This window comes from Brevundimonas sp. EAKA, from assembly GCF_000698025.1.
Classification (GTDB): Bacteria; Pseudomonadota; Alphaproteobacteria; order Caulobacterales; family Caulobacteraceae; genus Brevundimonas; species Brevundimonas mediterranea_A.
Map to the genome: position 1 here is coordinate 1 of NZ_JMQR01000257.1, position 1,227 is coordinate 1,227.

Annotated in this window: 1 protein-coding gene; it reads right to left on the reverse strand. The window is 71.9% G+C overall.

Features of this window, described 5'->3' with window-relative positions; translation table 11 throughout:
- Positions 1-3: 3 nt before the first annotated feature.
- The coding region (locus ER13_RS18860) for a hypothetical protein (RefSeq protein ID WP_035311416.1) at positions 4-1,227 on the reverse strand (1,224 nt) is incomplete at its 5' end.

Below are 1,227 nucleotides of genomic sequence, written 5' to 3' on the forward strand. Positions count from 1 at the left end.
GACCTAGAACCAGCCGCCGCGGCGCCAGCGGTCGTCGCCGCGGTAGCGGTCGTCGGGGATGTAGCGGCCGGCGCGGTCGTACCAGCCATAGCCCTGCTGGTAGCGGTCGTAGCCGTCGAGGACGTAGGCCTGGTCGAAATAGGGACCGTCTTCCGCCTCCCACCAATCGCGGGGGTAGGGGGTCTGCTGGCAGTCGTACCCGCCGTCGTTGCCGTTCCAGGACGGGGCGTAGCGGTCGCGGTAGCGGTTCTCGAAGCGGGGGCGGCACAGATCGCGGGACCAGACGCTGTTGCCGCGCGCCTGGATGGTCGCGCGTTCCTCGGCGTAGATGGCGTCGCGGACCCCGGCGAAACTGTTGCCCGTGACCACGGCCCGGCCCGAGGCGGCGGCGACCCCGACCTGGTTCACGCGCACGCGGTTCTGATCGAACAGCAGCTCGCCGTTATAGAGGACCGCCCCCTTGTCGCCCTTGCAGATCCGGCTGTTGGAGACCGAGACCGAGGCGCCCTCGACCGCCACGCCCTCGACATAGCCGCAGATCTTGGCGTTGCTGACGGCCACCTGGCCGTAGTCGCGCGCGGCGCGGACGATGAGGCCGATGGCGCGGGGGCCGAAATTGTTCGGCTGTTCCGAGCCGATCAGGGTGACCGAGGTCAGGGTGGAGGGCGCGCCCGATCTCGGCGTCAGGTCGACGCCCGACTGGGCCCCGGCGACCGCGGTCTCGTACAGGGTCACGGCGGCGCCGTCGGCGACGATGGCGGCCGAGACGGTGCGGGCGTCGATCAGGACGTCGCGCAGGTCCAGCAGGCCGCCGTCGACATAGAGGGCGGCCTCGTCGCCGACGTGGCGGAAGCCGACCCGGCTCATGACGATCTCGGCATTGTAGCCGACCACGCAGGCGGCGTCGCCGGCGCGGGGCGAGGCGAAGACCAGGTCGCGGACCTCGACCCGGACGCCGGGCGCGACGGTCAGGCAGGGCAGGCCGTCCGGCGCCTGAAGGGTCGGCGTCGCCGCATCCCAGCGGCGCGGATCAAAGCCGCTGTCGCCGATGACGGTCATCGGCTTGTCGATGTTCAGCCAGCCGACGCAGGCGCCGGCCCGGGCGCGGATGATCAATGTGCCGCCGGGGCGCACGCGCTGGACCGCGCTTTCGATCGCGCCCGAACCGGGATTGCCGCCGCAGTCGACCAGGACGACCTCTTCCTGGTGCGGGGGACGGGGCAGGGG